Source organism: Kitasatospora sp. NPDC057904 (assembly GCF_042887925.1).
In the GTDB taxonomy this organism is placed as follows: domain Bacteria; phylum Actinomycetota; class Actinomycetes; order Streptomycetales; family Streptomycetaceae; genus Kitasatospora.
In genome coordinates, this window is sequence record NZ_JBHVOL010000037.1 from 38,545 (window position 1) to 52,923 (window position 14,379).

10 protein-coding genes and 2 tRNA genes are annotated in these 14,379 nt (G+C 74.4%); 8 read left to right on the forward strand and 4 right to left on the reverse strand.

Features of this window, described 5'->3' with window-relative positions; all coding sequences use genetic code 11:
- Positions 1 to 87 precede the first annotated feature (87 nt).
- From ACFVSN_RS42630 to ACFVSN_RS42640, 3 genes are all read left to right on the forward strand, one after another.
- Positions 88 to 462, forward strand: coding sequence for a hypothetical protein (locus ACFVSN_RS42630; protein ID WP_380445948.1), 375 nt, complete (start codon positions 88 to 90; stop codon positions 460 to 462).
- Positions 463 to 614: 152 nt separating this feature from the next.
- A complete protein-coding gene (locus ACFVSN_RS42635; protein WP_380445947.1) occupies positions 615 to 1,169 on the forward strand; it encodes a bifunctional DNA primase/polymerase in 555 nt (184 codons plus the stop codon).
- Positions 1,170 to 1,237: 68 nt separating this feature from the next.
- A tRNA-Lys gene (locus ACFVSN_RS42640) sits at positions 1,238 to 1,311 on the forward strand.
- Between the two features lie 113 nt (positions 1,312 to 1,424).
- Here the strand turns inward: ACFVSN_RS42640 and pgi are convergent.
- Together pgi and ACFVSN_RS42650 are read right to left on the reverse strand one after the other, a co-directional pair.
- Positions 1,425 to 3,086: a glucose-6-phosphate isomerase gene (pgi, locus tag ACFVSN_RS42645; protein ID WP_387958888.1), complete on the reverse strand. Its 1,662-nt coding sequence runs from the start codon at positions 3,084 to 3,086 to the stop codon at positions 1,425 to 1,427.
- A gap of 234 nt (positions 3,087 to 3,320) precedes the next feature.
- Complete coding sequence (locus ACFVSN_RS42650; protein WP_380435223.1) at positions 3,321 to 4,904, reverse strand: Na+/H+ antiporter; 1,584 nt, start codon at positions 4,902 to 4,904, stop codon at positions 3,321 to 3,323.
- A gap of 229 nt (positions 4,905 to 5,133) precedes the next feature.
- On the opposite strand from ACFVSN_RS42650, the gene ACFVSN_RS42655 reads away from it, so the two are divergent.
- The 4 genes from ACFVSN_RS42655 to ACFVSN_RS42670 all read left to right on the forward strand — a co-directional run bounded on the left by ACFVSN_RS42655 (position 5,134) and on the right by ACFVSN_RS42670 (position 7,946).
- The gene (locus ACFVSN_RS42655; protein ID WP_387958890.1) at positions 5,134 to 6,042 is read left to right on the forward strand and encodes an NADP-dependent oxidoreductase; all 909 of its coding nucleotides are present in this window, start codon (positions 5,134 to 5,136) and stop codon (positions 6,040 to 6,042) included.
- Between the two features lie 74 nt (positions 6,043 to 6,116).
- A tRNA-Lys gene (locus tag ACFVSN_RS42660) sits at positions 6,117 to 6,190 on the forward strand.
- A 149-nt stretch (positions 6,191 to 6,339) separates the two neighbouring features.
- On the forward strand, positions 6,340 to 7,311 hold the full coding sequence (locus ACFVSN_RS42665; protein WP_387958891.1) for a GlxA family transcriptional regulator: 972 nt from the start codon (positions 6,340 to 6,342) through the stop codon (positions 7,309 to 7,311).
- Positions 7,311 to 7,946 (forward strand): DJ-1/PfpI family protein, encoded by a 636-nt coding sequence (locus tag ACFVSN_RS42670; protein ID WP_380435220.1) that lies wholly within the window; start codon positions 7,311 to 7,313, stop codon positions 7,944 to 7,946. The genes ACFVSN_RS42665 and ACFVSN_RS42670 overlap by 1 nt, the downstream gene beginning before the upstream one ends.
- A 13-nt stretch (positions 7,947 to 7,959) precedes the next feature.
- On the opposite strand, the gene ACFVSN_RS42675 is transcribed toward ACFVSN_RS42670, so the two are convergent.
- Positions 7,960 to 9,168, reverse strand: coding sequence for an MFS transporter (locus ACFVSN_RS42675; RefSeq protein WP_387958892.1), 1,209 nt, complete (start codon positions 9,166 to 9,168; stop codon positions 7,960 to 7,962).
- A 78-nt stretch (positions 9,169 to 9,246) separates the two neighbouring features.
- Positions 9,247 to 10,917, reverse strand: a complete 1,671-nt coding sequence (locus ACFVSN_RS42680) for a chitinase (protein WP_387958894.1) — start codon at positions 10,915 to 10,917, stop codon at positions 9,247 to 9,249.
- A 135-nt stretch (positions 10,918 to 11,052) separates the two neighbouring features.
- Between ACFVSN_RS42680 and ACFVSN_RS42685 the strand changes: the two genes are divergently transcribed.
- The gene (locus ACFVSN_RS42685) at positions 11,053 to 14,364 is read left to right on the forward strand and encodes a S41 family peptidase (protein ID WP_380435217.1); all 3,312 of its coding nucleotides are present in this window, start codon (positions 11,053 to 11,055) and stop codon (positions 14,362 to 14,364) included.
- Positions 14,365 to 14,379 lie beyond the last annotated feature (15 nt).

Consider the following 14,379-nt stretch of genomic DNA (forward strand, 5'->3'; position numbering starts at 1 on the left):
GCGACAATGGACGGCGGCCCGACCGGGCGGCGCGGCCCCGGAGCAACCGCCGTCCGCCCCTCACCGAGCACCCGGAGGTGTCCGTCCATGCCCGACTCCCACGCGATGGCGTCCGATTCCGGTGGTCCGTCCGCGCCGGCCCGGCGGCTGCGTCCGGTGCAGCTGCTGTTCGAGCCGCAGGCGGCGGAGCCGGAGGCGGAACGCTTCTTCGACCTGGAGTCGATCGACGACCCGGCGGAGCTGCTGCGCCGCTCGACCGAGCTCGCCCTGGCGTTCCGCGCGGCCGCCGAGCGGGCCACGGACTTCCAGGCGGTCGCCGCCGCGCAGCTCGCGGACCCGCGCCGCTTCGACGCACTGTCGGCGGACGACATCGCGCAGCGGGCGGACTGGACCCCCGACTACGCCACCAAGATGATCGAGTACGGCCGCGGCCTGCTCCAGCCGCGCCGCCACGAGGACTGAGCCCCGGGACCGCGCACCGGTCGGATCCGGGGCTCCGGAAACTCGCCCCTGGCATATGCGCGGGGCGGAAGGGTACGCCGCCGCGCGCCGGCCTGTCCGGCGAACGGCCCTTTCCGCCCGGCCGCGCCCGCGCAGCGCGCACGCTGCTGTGCGTGGAGATCTGGACCTATCAGTCGGTGGAGTACGTCACCGTGGCCGGGGAGGCCTGGCTGGCCTCGGCGAGCGAGTACCCGCGCAGCATGCGCGCGCTGTGGGAGTCCCGCCCGTGGGCGCCGTCGGTGCTGCCGTGCGGGCGGGCGTTCGACGTGATCAGCATGCCGTCCCTGTTCGGCCGCCGGGTGCTGGACGAGCTGTGGGCCTCCGGGCCGGGCTGCGGGCCGGTCGCGGCCTACCGCGGGCGGACCCTGCTGTTCGTCCAGCCGGGCGCGGCGCCCCGGCTGCGCAGGCTGCTGGCCTGGGAGGAATGGGCCCGGGACGTGCCGCCGCTGCTCTGCCACGGCAAGGGCGACACGGTGACGGTGCCGCCGGTGCAGCGGATGGTGCACGGCCCGGACTCCCCCGGGCTGGGCGCCGGCCGGTGGATCGTCGCGCCGGAGGACCGGGAGCCGTGGCTGCCGGGCGCCTCGGTGGTGCTGTGGGCGTGCGTCCGGGCCTCGCGCGAGCCGGTCGCGGCGGGCCCCGCCGGGCCGGCGGTGACCGCGCGGTGAACAGCGCGCGACCGGTATTCGATTTTGGCGCGGGCCGGGGCCGCTGCTAGAGTCTTCTCTGTCAGCAGGCGCCGCTAGCTCAGTTGGTTAGAGCAGCTGACTCTTAATCAGCGGGTCCGGGGTTCGAGTCCCTGGCGGCGCACAGACAGCCGGAAGGCCCCTTGCGAGAGCGAGGGGCCTTCCGGCGTTTCCGCGTCGGGTGGCGCCGGGACTGCCGGGGGCCGCCCGCCCGCGGAGGACGGGCGGCCCGACGGCTCAGCGCCCGCGCAGCGCGCGGTAGCGGGCGACCAGCTCGGCGGTGGAGCTGTCCAGCTGCTCGGCGCCCTCGCCGGAGAGCAGCACCGGCTCGATCCGCTTGGCGAGCACCTTGCCCAGCTCGACGCCCCACTGGTCGAAGGAGTCGATGTTCCAGATCGCGCCCTGGACGAACACCTTGTGCTCGTAGAGCGCGACCAGCTGGCCGAGCACCGACGGGGTCAGCTCGCCGGCCAGGACGGTGGTGGTCGGGTGGTTGCCCTTGAACGTCTTGTGCGGGACGAGCTCGGCCGGCATGCCCTCGGCCTCGACCTCCTCGGCGGTCTTGCCGAAGGCCAGCGCCTGGGTCTGGGCGAAGAAGTTGGCCAGCAGCAGGTCGTGCTGGGGGACCAGGCCCGGGAGCAGGTCGGCGACCGGCCGGGCGAAGCCGATGAAGTCGGCCGGGATCACCTTGGTGCCCTGGTGCAGCAGCTGGTAGTAGGCGTGCTGGCCGTTGGTGCCCGGGGTGCCCCAGACGACCGGGCCGGTCTGCCAGTTCACCGGGTTGCCCGCGCGGTCCACCGACTTGCCGTTGGACTCCATGTCCAGCTGCTGGAGGTAGGCGGTGAACTTGGACAGGTAGTGCGAGTAGGGCAGCACCGCGTGCGCCTGGGCGTCGAAGAACGCGCCGTACCAGACGCCGAGCAGGCCCAGCAGCAGCGGGACGTTCTCCTCCGGCGGGGCGGTGCGGAAGTGCTCGTCGACGAGGTGGAAGCCGTCCAGCATCTCGCGGAAGGCGTCCGGGCCGATGGCGAGCATCAGCGAGAGGCCGATCGCCGAGTCGTAGGAGTAGCGGCCGCCGACCCAGTCCCAGAACTCGAACATGTTGGCCGTGTCGATGCCGAAGTCGTGCACGCCCTGGGCGTTGGTGGACAGCGCGACGAAGTGCTTGGCCACCGCCCCGGTGCCGGCGTCCAGTCCGTCGAGCAGCCAGGTGCGCGCCGAGACCGCGTTGGTGATGGTCTCGATGGTGGTGAAGGTCTTCGAGGCGACGATGAACAGCGTCTCGGCGGGGTCCAGGTCGCGGACGGCCTCGTGCAGGTCGGCGCCGTCCACGTTGGAGACGAAGCGGACGTCGAGGTCGCGCTTGGCGAAGGAGCGGAGCACCTCGTAGGCCATGGCCGGGCCGAGGTCGGAGCCGCCGATGCCGATGTTGACGACGGTGCGGATCGGCTTGCCGGTGTGGCCCTTCCACTCGCCGCCGCGGACCCGGTCGGCGAAGGCGGCCATCTTGTCGAGGACGGCGTGCACGCCGGGCACGACGTTCACGCCGTCGACCTCGACGACGGCGCCGCGCGGGGCGCGCAGCGCGGTGTGCAGGACGGCGCGCTGCTCGGTGTTGTTGATCTTCTCGCCGCGGAACATCGCGTCCCGCAGCTCGGCGACGCCGGTGGCCGCGGCGAGCTCGCGCAGCAGCTCCAGGGTCTCGTCGGTGACCAGGTGCTTGGCGTAGTCGACGTGCAGGTCGCCGACCCCGAGGGTGTAGCGGCGACCGCGCTCGGGGTCGGCGGCGAACAGCTCGCGCAGGTGCGTGTCGCCGAACTCGGCGCGGTGCTTGCCGAGGGCGGCCCACTGCGGGGTGCGGTCGAGCGGCGTGCGGGCGTCGGCGCTGGTCTCCGACATCGGTGTTCCTCGATTCATCTGGGTGCAGATACCGGCAGGGCCAGGCGGTGAGGGTCTCTTCGCGAGGTCGTGCGGGTTCCGGTGGTGCGCCGACTCCGTTGACGGCCTGCCCGGGGCCAGCCTATGCAACGCCGGAGGGAGCGGCGCACATTCCGTACGGGCACGTCCGGAGTGCGGTGGACTGCGGGTGGACTGCGGTGGACTCCGGGTGGACGCTCCGGCACGAACGGCGCGTCACTTGCGTTCGGAGCGCAGGTCGAGCCCGCGCAGCACCTGGTCGACGAGCTCCGGGTCGGCGCCGAGCTCGCTGCGGGCGACCAGCATCTCGCGCCGCGAGGCGGCGATCATCTCCTGCTCGACGTCCCGGGCGGCCCGCCACTGGGAGAGCCGCAGCTTCGCCTCGGAGGCCTCCTCCTCGGCGTACTTCTCGGGGCAGAGCCGGGCCAGCCGGTCGTGCTGACGGTCCCGCAGGCGGTCGGCGACCTCGGCGGGCAGCCGGTCCTGCTCCTCCAGTTCGCCCAGCCGGTCGAGCCCGGCCCGGGCGGCGCGCCACCAGAGCTGACGGACGGCCTGTTCGTGCCGGTCCTGGTCGAGGTCGAGCTGGAAGCGCTTGGCCAGCCAGGGCAGGCTCAGGCCCTGGACGAGCAGCGTGAACAGCACCACGCTGAAGGCGATGAAGACCAGCCGGCCGCGCTCGGGGAAGCCGGCGCCGGAGTCGACGGTGAGCGGGATGGCCAGGGCGAGGGCGACGGTGGCGACCCCGCGCATGCCGGACCACCAGAGGACCACGCTCTCCTTCCAGCTGAACGGGGTGTCCTCGTCGTCCCCCGCGCGCAGCCGCCGGGACAGCCAGCCGGCCGGGAGCAGCCAGAGCAGGCGGACCACGACGACGACCGCGATCACCATGCTCGCGTCGCCGATGAAGCCGGTCCAGCCCTGGCCGGCCTCCTTGAGCACGGTGGCGAGTTCGAGGCCGATCAGGCCGAAGGCGACGCCGGTGATGAGGATCTCGACGACCTCCCAGAAGGCGTTGCCGACCAGCCGGTAGGAGACGGCGTCCGCGTCGGCGGCCCGTTCGGCGAGGTAGAGCGCGCAGACGACGACGGCGAGCACGCCGGAGCCGTGGATCTCCTCGGCGATCGTGTAGGCGGCGAACGGGACCAGGAGGTTGAGCGCGACCTGCTGGGTCGGGTCCTCCAGGAGCTCGGCGAGCTTGGTGTTGACCCAGCCGAGCGCGACGCCGACGACGACGGCGAGCACCGCCGACAGGACGAAGCGCAGCACCGCGTGGCCGGGCGAGAAGTCGCCGCCGACCACGGCGTCGATGGCGAGCGAGTAGATGACGATCGCGGTGACGTCGTTGAACAGGCCCTCGCTCTCCAGGATGGCGACCAGGCGGCGCGGCAGGCCGACGCTGCCGGCCACGGCGACGGCCGCGACCGGGTCGGGCGGGGAGACCAGCGCGCCGACCGCGACGGCCGCGGCGAGCGGCAGGGCGGGCAGCAGCCAGTGGACGGCGCCCGCCACCGCGATCGTGGTGACCACGACGAGGGCCACGGCCAGCAGCAGGATCGACCGGATGTTGGCCTTGAAGTAGCGCACCGAGGAGCGCCGGGCGACGGCGAAGATCAGCGGCGGCAGGACCAGCGGGAGGATCAGCTCGGGTTCGACGGAGATGTCCGGGATCTGCGGCACGAGCGCCATGACGATGCCGAGCAGCGTCATCAGGACCGGCTGCGGGACGCCGGTGCGGCGCGCGAGCGGCAGGGTCACCACCGAGGCGAGCAGCACCAGGAAGAACAGGGGCAGCTGGCCCACGGGGGGTTTCCTCTCGACGACGGACGGCTGGGCGGCGGACGACGGACAGCTGGGCGGCGGACGGCGGGGACGACCGGGCGACGGACGGCTGAGCGCCGCCCAGGATAAATCTGACAATGCGCCCATCCGGGAGGACACGCCGGGAAGGCAGTTGACCTCAAGCGCACTTGAGGTCAGATGATCGGAAGGAAGCACCGGCCGCACCACCGACGAGAGGCAGGACCCCCCGATGAAGGCAGTCACCGTCCCCGAGCCCGGCGGCCCGGAGGCCCTGCGGGTCGTCGAGGTGGCCACCCCCACCGCCGGGCCGGGCCAGGTGCGGGTCCGGGTGTACGCCGCCGGGGTGCAGCCGGTGGACCTCGCCATCCGGGCGGGCTTCCGGCCGCCGGGCGTCGTGGCCGAGGGCCCGCTGGTGCTCGGCAACGAGTTCGCCGGCGTGGTCGACCAGCTCGGTCCCGGCAGCTACGGCTGGGAGGTCGGCGACGAGGTGATCGGCTTCCGGGTACTCGACAGCCAGGCCGAGTTCGTCGTCGTGGACACCTCGCACCTGGTCGCCAAACCGGCCGGGATGCCCTGGGAGCAGGCCGGCTCGCTCTCCGCCTCCGGCCAGACCGCGCACATGGCCCTCGACCTGCTCAAGGTCGGCCCGGGCGACACCGTGCTGGTGCACGGCGCCTCCGGCGGCGTCGGCACGGTGGCCGTCCAGCTCGCCCGGGCCTACGGCGCGACCGTGATCGGCACCGCGAGCGAGTGCAACCACGACTACCTGCGCGAACTGGGCGCGATCCCGGTCGCGTACGGCGACGGACTGGTGGAACGGGTCCGGGCGCTCGCGCCGGACGGCGTGGACGCCGCGTTCGACGCCGCCGGGCGGGGCGCGCTGGAGGCCTCGGTCGAGCTGGTCGCCGACCGGGACCGGATCGGCACGGTCGTCGACTACGCGACCGCCGAGCGGCTCGGGCTGCGGCAGCTGCGCGCGGAGCGGACGGCCGCCCGGCTGGCCGAGCTGGTCGAGCTGTGGGAGGCGGGCGGCCTGCGCCTGGAGGTCGCCGAGACCTTCCCGCTGGAGCGCGCCGCCGACGCCCACCGGATGGTCGCCACCGGGCACGTCCGGGGGAAGGTCGTCCTCACCGCGTGACGCCCGTCGGCGGGGCACCCCGGGCCGATTGTGTGTTTCCGCCGCTGACCAGGTAATGTTCTCCGCGTCAGCAGGCGCCGCTAGCTCAGTTGGTTAGAGCAGCTGACTCTTAATCAGCGGGTCCGGGGTTCGAGTCCCTGGCGGCGCACAGACAGCCGGAAGGCCCTTCGCGAGAGCGGGGGGCCTTCCGGCGTTTCGGCGTTCCCCCTGGGCCGAGGGCAGCCGGGGGCGGCCGGTGGCAGGAAAGGTGGGAAACAGGTCATTGCTGCCGTCCCGACCCGCTGACAGGCTGACCGCATGAGAACGCGCAGCGTGGTCGTCGTCCTCTACGACGGCGTGCAGAGCCTGGACGTCACCGGCCCCCTGGAAGTGTTCGCGGGAGCGGGCGCCGCCGCCGGGCAGCCGGGTGCGTACCGGGTCACGCTCGCCGCCGCGGGCGGCGGGCCGGTGCGCAGCTGCAGCGGCCTGCGGGTGCTGCCGGACGCGGACCTGGCCGCCGTCGGGCCCGTGCACACCCTGCTGGTGCCCGGCGGGGAGGGCACGGACGCGCCGGATCCGGCCCTGGTGGCGCGGATCCGGGAACTGGCCGACCGGGCCGAACGGGTGGCGTCGGTGTGCACCGGCGCCTTCCTGCTCGCCGAGGCCGGGCTGCTCGCCGGGCGCCGGGCGACCACCCACTGGGCGTACTGCGACGCCCTGGCCCGGCGTTTCCCCGACGTCGAGGTCGACCCCGACCCGATCCACGTCCGGGACGGGCACGTCGCGACCTCGGCCGGGGTCACGGCCGGCATCGACCTCGCGCTCGCCCTGGTCGAGGAGGACCTCGGGCGCGACGCCGCGCTGCTGATCGCCCGCCACCTGGTGGTGTTCCTGCGCCGGCCGGGCAACCAGGCCCAGTTCAGCACCCAGCTGGCCGCCCAGGTGGCCGCACGGCACCCGTTGCGCGAGGTCCAGCGGTGGATCGCCGAGCACCCCGAGGAGGACCTCTCGGTCGAGGCGCTGGCCCGGCGCTCGGCGCTCTCGCCGCGGCACTTCGCCCGCGCCTTCGCCGCCGAGGTCGGGGTCACCCCGGGCCGGTACGTGGACGGCGTCCGGCTGGAGGCCGCCCGGCGCCGCCTGGAGGACACCGGGGACGGGATCGAGGAGATCGCCCGCGCCTGCGGCTACGGCACCCCGGAGGCGATGCGGCGCGCCTTCGTCCGGACCCTGGCCGCACCACCCGCCGAATACCGCCGCCGCTTCCACCCCAGCCCTCCCGGAGGAAACTGATGCGCATCGCCGTCCTGCTGTACGACGACTTCACCGCCCTGGACGCCGTGGGCCCGTACGAGGTGCTGTCCCGCATCCCCGGTGCCGAGGTGGTGTTCACCGCGGCCCGGCGGGGGCCGGTCCGCACCGACATGAAGAGCCTCGCGCTCACCGCCGACGCCGCCCTCGACGAGGTCGACACCGCCGACGTGCTGCTCGTGCCCGGCGGCCCCGGGACCGAGCCGGCCCTCGCCGACGGGGAACTGGTCGACTGGGTGCGGCGGGTGGACGCGACCACCACCTGGACCACCTCGGTCTGCTCCGGCTCCCTGCTGCTCGGCGCCGCCGGACTGCTCGCCGGACGCCGGGCCACCTCGCACTGGTGCTGCCTCGACGCGCTGACCGGCTTCGGCGCCGAGCCGACCGGCACCGAGCGGGTCGTCATCGACGGCAAGTACGCCACGGCCGCCGGGGTCTCGGCCGGCATCGACCTGGCCCTGACGCTGACCGGCCGCATCGCCGGGGACGCGACCGCCGAGGCGATCCAGCTGGTCATCGAGTACGACCCGCGGCCCCCGTACTCGGCCGGTTCCCTCGCGACCGCCCCGGCGGGTCTCGCGGACTCGTTGCTGAGCACCAACCTGCTGCTCGGCTAGGGCCCCTGTTCGGTCAGCCGCGGCGGGCCGGGAAGCCGTGGGTGCGGGCGGCGAGGACCGCCGCGAGGGCGGGGAGCACCAGGGCGAGCACCGTCCACGGCAGTGCGCCGGTGCCGAGGCGGCCGAGCACGAGGCCGCCGACCACCCCGCCGCCCGCCATCGCGGCGTTCCACAGGGTGACCAGCATCGCCTGGGCCGCGTCGGCCTGCTCCCCGCCGGCGTCGCCGACGGCGGTCTGCAGCAGGGTCGGCACCCCGCCCCAGCCGAGGCCCCAGAGGAGCGCCGCGAAGTAGACCAGCGGCGCGCTGCCGGACCCGACCGCGAGGACGCCCGCCGTCACCGCGACCAGCAGCGCGCCGCCGATCGTCAGCGCACGCAGCCTGCGGTGGATGTGCGCGCCGACGAACCAGATGCTCACCAGCGAGGCCAGGCCGAAGACCAGCAGCACCGAGTCGGTCGAGCCGCCGAGCCCGGCCCGGGCGAGGAAGGGCGCGATGTAGGTGAACAGGATGGTGTGCGCGAGCACGAAGAGCAGGGTCACGGCGAGCACCGGCACGACCCCCGGCACCGTGAGCGCCCGCCGCAGCGGTGCCCGCTCCCCCGCCGTCCTGCCGGGCTGGTCCGGCAGGACGGCGGCGGTCCAGCCGATCACGCCGAGCGCCAGCGCCGTCATCACCAGGAACGGCACCCGCCACGAGAGCGCCTGACCGGCGAAGGTGCCGGCCGGGACCCCCAGGGAGAGCGCCACCGGGATGCCGGCCATCGCGATCGCGATCGCCCGGCCCTGCAGCTCGGCGGGCACCAGCCGGCGCGCGTAGCCCGCCAGCAGCGCCCAGGCGAGACCGGCCGCCACGCCCGCGACGAAGCGGGCCGCCATCGTCAGCGGGTAGTCCGAGGAGAGCGCGGTCACCGTGTTGGCGGCGGCGAAGCCGGCCATCGCGGTGAGCAGCAGCCGCTTGCGGCTCCAGCCGGAGGTGGCCGCGGTGAGCGGGATCGCGGTGGCGGCGGTGCCGAGCGCGTAGACGGTGACGGTCTGGCCGGTCGCCGACTCGCCGACGCCGAGGGACCCGCTCATCCCGGGCAGGACACCGGCGGGCAGGGTCTCGGTCAGCGCGGTGACGAACACCGCGGTGGCGAGCGCGAGCAGGGCGGGGTACGGAAGTGCCGTACGGGATACGGGCTTCGCGGTCTGCGTGGTCTGCGTGTTCTGTGCGGTCGTCATGCGGACCATGCTCGAACCTCACACCGGTGTGAGGTTCAAGCACGGGACTGCGGGACTTCGGGACTGCGAGGCCGCGGGTCAGCGGCCGTAGTAGGCGTCGAAGTTCTTCGAGAACTCCCCTCCCCCGAACCGGTCCCAGTTGATCGACCAGGTCATCAGCCCGCGCAGGTTCGGCTGGGCACCCGAACGCGGCACGTACGTCCCGCAGTCGGTGAGCTTGGTCAGGCAGTCCAGGGCCTTGTCCACCTCGCCCGGGGCGACGTAGCCGTTGCCCGCGTTGGTGGTGGCCGGCATGCCGATGGCGACCTTCGAGGCGGGCAGCGGCGGGAACACGTTGTTGGTGTTGCCCGCCACCGGGAAGCCCTTGAGCAGCAGGTCGGTCATCGCGACGTGGAAGTCGGCGCCGCCCATCGAGTGGTACTGGTTGTCCAGGCCCATGACGGAGCCGGAGTTGTAGTCCTGGACGTGCAGCAGGGTGAGGTCGTCGCGCAGCGCGTGGATGACCGGCAGGTAGGCGCCGGCACGCGGGTCCTGGCCGCCCCACGGGCCGGAACCGTAGTACTGGTAGCCGAGTTGGACGAAGAACGTCTCCGGCGCCATGGTCAGCACGAAGGCAGGCCCGTACGTGGCCTTGAGGGTCTTCAGCGCCGAGATCAGGTTGACGATGACCGGGCTGGTCGGGTTCCTGAAGTCGGTGTCGCCGGTGTCGAGGGAGAGCGAGTGGCCCTCGAAGTCGATGTCCAGGCCGTCCAGGCCCCACCTGTCGATGATCGCCGAGACCGAGCTGACGAAGGCGTCCCGGGCGGCCGTGGTGGTGAGCTGGACCTGGCCGTTCTGGCCGCCGATCGAGATCAGCACCTTCTTGCCCTGGGAGCGCTTCGCGGCGATCGCGGCCTTGAAGTCGGCGTCGGACTCGGCGGTCGGGCAGTCGGTGGTGGAGCAGCGGTTGAAGCGGATGTCGCCGGAGGTGGGCGAGGTGGGTTCGCCGAAGGCGAGGTCGATGAAGTCCCAGGAGTTCGGGACGTCGGCCATCCGGGTGTAGCCGGCGCCGTTGGCGAAGCTCGCGTGCAGGTAGCCGACCAGGGCGTGGCCGCCGGGCTGGGGGGTGCCGGTGGGCGTGCCCGTCGGGGTGCCGGTCGGGGTCGCGGTGGGCGTGGGCGACGCGGCGGGCGTGGGCGACGCGGTGGGCGTAGGAGTCGACGTCGGGCTCGGGCTCGGCGCTCCCGGCCCGTCGAGCGAGACGTCGTCCGCGTAGTAGGTGCCCTGGCCGTACCAGCCGTGGGTGTACACGGTGGCACTGGTCTGCGTGGCGCCCGTGGTGAAGCTGACGCTGAGCTTCTGGTAGGCGCCGCCGGTGCCCGGGGTCCAGGTGCTCGGGCCGCCGCCGTCGACGCCGAGGTACACGTACGAGCCGTTGACCCACGCGCTCAGCGTGTAGGTGGTGCCGGGGGCGACGGCGACGGTCTGCGCGCACTGGGCGGTGTCGCTCGCGCCGGCGGCCCCGGACAGGGCGTAGCTCCCGCTGTGCACCGGGCTGGCGACGACGCTGCCGGTGCCGCCGGAGCAGCTCCAGGGGCCGAGCGAGCCGGACTCGAAGCCGCCGTTGACCAGGAACTCGCCGGCCGAGGCGGCGGGGGCGAGGCCCAGGGTGAGGCCGGCCAGGGTGGCCGCGGCGACGGCGGAGGCGGTGCCGGCGGCGAGCGCGGCGCGGGACGGGCGCCGACGGGAGGTCGGGGGAGTTCTGCTCATGCGGGGGCTCCTGCGGGGGCGTGGTCGTGGGGGACGTCCGAGGGCACGCCGGAGCACGCGCCAGTGGGGGGAACGGCCCGGCCTGGCACCCAAGTTGGACTAGACCACTGAAGTGGATGCGGCGGGGAGGTGTCAATGGTCCAGACCGGTCGGGGCCCGCCCCCGCGGCCCGCCCCGGTTGCCGGGCGTGACACCCCGTCGAAGGATGGAGGGGTGACCTCGCCCGGCTACCTCCGCTACCCCCACCTGCACGGGGACCTGCTCGCCTTCACCGCGGAGGACGACGTCTGGATCGCCCGGCTCACCGGCGGCGCCACCACCGACCGGGCCTGGCGGGTCACCTGCGACCGCACCCGGGTCAGCCACCCCCGCTTCTCCCCCGACGGCGCCACCCTCGCCTGGACCAGCTGGCTCGGCCTCACCCCCGAGGTGTGGACCGCCCCCACCGCCGGTGGCGAGGCGCAGCGGCTCAGCCACTGGGGCAGCCAGGACACCCGGGTGCGCGGCTGGCTGCCGGACGGCGAGGTGCTCGCCGTCACCTCCTTCCACGAGCCCTTCGGCCACTACACCTGGGCGCACGCGCTGCCCCCGGACGGCTCCCCCGGCCGCCGGATGCCCTGGGGTCCGGTCGGCGACGCCCAGATGAGCCGCGACCGCACCGTCCTGCTCACCGGCGCCGCCCCGCACGAGCCCGCCGCGTGGAAGCGCTACCGCGGCGGCGCCACCGGCCGGCTCTGGGTGGACGGCGAGCAGGTGCTCCCCGGCCACCGCGGCCACCTCGCCTCACCGATGACCGTCGGCGAGCCCCCCGACGACCGGATCGCCTTCCTCTCCGACCACGAGGGCATCGGCAACGTCTACTCCTGCCGGCCCGACGGCACCGACCTGCGCCGCCACACCGACCACGCCTCCTACTACGCCCGCGAGGCCGCCACCGACGGCACCCGGATCGTCTACCAGCACGCGGGCGACCTCTGGCTGCTGGACGGCCTGGACGCCCCCGCGCCGCACCGGCTGCACGTCCCGCTCGGCGGCGCGCGGGCCGGGCGCCGCCCCTACCAGGTCGGTGCCGCGAGCCAGGTCAAGGACCTCGCCTGCGACCAGACCGGCCGGACCGGGGTGATCACGGTGCGCGGCAGCCAGTACTGGCTCACCCACAAGGACGGCCCGGCCCGCGCGCTCGCCGACACCCCGGGGGTGCGCACCCGGCTGCCGGTCATGCTCGGGCACACCGGCGAGGCCGCCTGGATCACCGACGCCGAGGGCGCGGACGCCGTCGAGGTGATGCCGCTGCCCGGGCACGACGGCCCCCTCGAACACACCAGCGGGGAGCGGCACCGCCACCGGGTGCTCGCCGCCGGACGGCTCGGCCGCGTCCTGGAGCTCACCGCCTCCCCCGACGGCACCCGGCTGGCCGCCGCCACCTCGGACGGGCGGCTCCTGCTCGTCACCGCCGCCGACGGCGAGGTCCGCGAGGTCGCCGCCTCCGCCCACGGGCCCGTCTCCAGCGCCCGGTTCTCCCCCGACTCGCACTGGATCGCCTGGTCCCAGCCCGCCGCCGGGCGCTCGCTGCGCCGCATCCGGCTCACCCGCGCCGACGCGCCCGCCCCGATCACCGACGTCACCGACGGGAGGTTCGAGGACGAGCAGCCGGTGTTCACCCGGGACGGCCGCTACCTGGCCTTCCTGTCCTGGCGCGGCTTCGACCCCGTCCACGACGTCCACACCGGCGACCTCTCCTTCCCGCTCGGCTGCCGCCCCTACCTCGTCCCGCTCACCGCCGACACCCCGTCCCCGTTCGCCGCACCGGCCGAGGACGGCGGCCCGCGCGGGGACGGCGGGGGCGACGGCACCGTCCGGGTCGACCCGCAGGGCATCGGCGAGCGGCTGCTGCAGTTCCCGGTGATCGCCTCCAAGTACTCGGCCACCGACGCCGTCCGCGGCGGCCTGGTCTGGCTGCGCTGGCCGATCTCCGGCACCCTCGGACAGACCTTCACCAGCCCGGACGACACCTCCGGCCGCCCCTCGCTGGAGCACTTCGACCTCGCCCGCGGCACCCGCTCCACCCTGGTCGACAAGCTCGACGGGTACGCGGTGTCCGGCGACGGCGGCTCGATCGCGGTCTACTCGGCCGGGACCCTGCGGATCGTCCCGGTCGGCGCCCCCTCCGCCGGCACCCCGGTGGACCTGCGCCGGATCAACCACACCGTGCACCCCGCCGCCGAGTGGCGCCAGGCCTACCACGAGGCCGCCCGGATCGTCCGGGACCAGTTCTGGGACGACCGGATGTCCGGCCTCGACTGGCCCGCCCTGGTCGCCCAGTACGAGCCGCTGCTCGACCGGATCGCCGGGCCGGACGACTTCGCCGACCTGCTGCGCGAACTCCTCGGCGAACTCGGCACCTCGCACGCCTACGTCACCCCGTCCCGCCGCGGCGAGGGCCCCTCGCTCGCCCAGCAGCCGCTCGGCCTGCTCGGCGCCAACGCCCACCGCTCCCCCGACGGCCGCTGGCTGGTCGACCGGGTGCTGCCCGGCGAGTCCTCCGACCCGCGCGCCCGCGCCCCGCTCGCCGCCCAGGGCGTGCGCGACGGCGACGAACTGCTGGAGATCGGCGGGCGCCCGGTCGACCCGGTGCGCGGCCCGCTCCCGCTGCTCGCCGGCACCGGTGGCACCACCGTCGAGATCGGCCTGCGCAGCGACCCCGGCTCCCCCGTGCGGCGGATCACGGTGACCCCGCTGACCGACGAACGGCCGCTGCGCTACCAGGACTGGGTGGTCAAACGCCGCGCCCTGGTACGGGAGTTCAGCGACGGGCGGTGCGGCTACCTGCACATCCCCGACCTCGGCGGCTCCGGCTGGGCGCAGTTCAACCGCGACCTGCGCCGCGAGCTCGACAAGCCCGCCCTCGTCCTCGACGTCCGCGGCAACGCCGGCGGCAACGTCTCCGAACTCGTCCTGGAGAAGCTCACCCGGCGCGTCCTCGCCTGGGACTTCACCCGCGACCGCCAGCCCGTCCGCTGGCCGCGCAACGCCCCGCGCGGACCGGTGGTCGCCCTCGCCGACGAGGCCACCAGTTCGGACGGCGACGTGATCATCGCGGCGATCGAACTGCTCGGCCTCGGACCGGTGGTGGGCACCCGCACCTGGGGCGGGGTGGTCGGGATGACCGGGCGGCACACCCTCGGCGACGGCACCCAGATCTCGGTGCCGAAGAACGCGTCCTGGTTCACCGGCGGACTCGGCTGGTCCGTGGAGAACCACGGCGTCGAACCCGACGTGCACGTGCTGCGGGGCCCGCGCGACTGGGCCGGCGGGCGGCACCCGGAACTGCACACGGCCGTCCAGCTGGCGCTGGAGCTGCTGGAGGACGCCCCCGCCGCCGCGCCCCCGCCGGACGACACCCCCCGGCCGGACCTGCGGCGCCCGCCGCTGCCGCCGAGGGGCTAGGGAGTGTCCTTCGGA

What these genes read in the sequence shown, in the direction of transcription:
- ACFVSN_RS42630 (WP_380445948.1), top strand. Translation starts at nt 88, where the DNA reads ATGCCCGACTCCCACGCGATGGCGTCCGATTCCGGTGGTCCGTCCGCG.
- ACFVSN_RS42655 (WP_387958890.1), top strand. Translation starts at nt 5,134, where the DNA reads ATGAAGGCAGTCACCGTCCCCGAGCCCGGCGGCCCGGAGGCCCTGCGG.
- ACFVSN_RS42685 (WP_380435217.1), top strand. Translation starts at nt 11,053, where the DNA reads ATGGTCCAGACCGGTCGGGGCCCGCCCCCGCGGCCCGCCCCGGTTGCC.
- pgi (WP_387958888.1), bottom strand. Translation starts at nt 3,086, where the DNA reads ATGTCGGAGACCAGCGCCGACGCCCGCACGCCGCTCGACCGCACCCCG.
- ACFVSN_RS42680 (WP_387958894.1), bottom strand. Translation starts at nt 10,917, where the DNA reads ATGAGCAGAACTCCCCCGACCTCCCGTCGGCGCCCGTCCCGCGCCGCG.
- ACFVSN_RS42675 (WP_387958892.1), bottom strand. Translation starts at nt 9,168, where the DNA reads ATGACGACCGCACAGAACACGCAGACCACGCAGACCGCGAAGCCCGTA.
- ACFVSN_RS42670 (WP_380435220.1), top strand. Translation starts at nt 7,311, where the DNA reads ATGCGCATCGCCGTCCTGCTGTACGACGACTTCACCGCCCTGGACGCC.
- ACFVSN_RS42665 (WP_387958891.1), top strand. Translation starts at nt 6,340, where the DNA reads ATGAGAACGCGCAGCGTGGTCGTCGTCCTCTACGACGGCGTGCAGAGC.